General features: G+C 47.5%; 1 protein-coding gene. It reads right to left on the reverse strand.

Annotated features, from left to right (window positions below; all coding sequences use genetic code 11):
• Window positions 1–68: 68 nt before the first annotated feature.
• Window positions 69–440, reverse strand: a complete 372-nt coding sequence (rplN, locus tag AB4496_RS27925; RefSeq protein WP_004736740.1) for a 50S ribosomal protein L14 — start codon at window positions 438–440, stop codon at window positions 69–71.
• Window positions 441–491: the final 51 nt, after the last annotated feature.

Here is a 491-nt window from a genome sequence, read left to right on the forward strand (position 1 = left end):
TTTATCTTTACCAGCAAGAATGATTACTTCGTCATTACGACGGATTTTAGCTGCCATGTTGCCGCTCCTTACAGAACTTCAGGTGCAAGTGATACAATCTTCATGAATTTCGCGTTACGAAGTTCACGAGTCACAGGACCAAAGATACGTGTGCCGACTGGTTGCTCAGTAGTGTCATTTAACAATACACAAGCATTACTGTCGAAGCGAATGACAGAACCGTCTGGGCGACGAACGCCTTTACGGGTGCGCACTACTACCGCCTTCAGAACATCACCTTTCTTTACTTTACCGCGAGGAATCGCTTCCTTCACTGTAACCTTGATGACGTCACCGATATGTGCATAACGGCGGTGAGAGCCACCCAGAACCTTAATACACATTACCTTGCGCGCGCCAGAGTTATCTGCTGCGTCAAGTGTACTTTGCATCTGGATCATTGTTAGTGCTCCGCTAAATATTAAAACTAGACCCTCTCGGGTCGGGCTGCC

This window comes from Vibrio sp. 10N.222.46.A1 (assembly GCF_041473595.1).
Classification (GTDB): domain Bacteria; phylum Pseudomonadota; class Gammaproteobacteria; order Enterobacterales; family Vibrionaceae; genus Vibrio; species Vibrio tasmaniensis_A.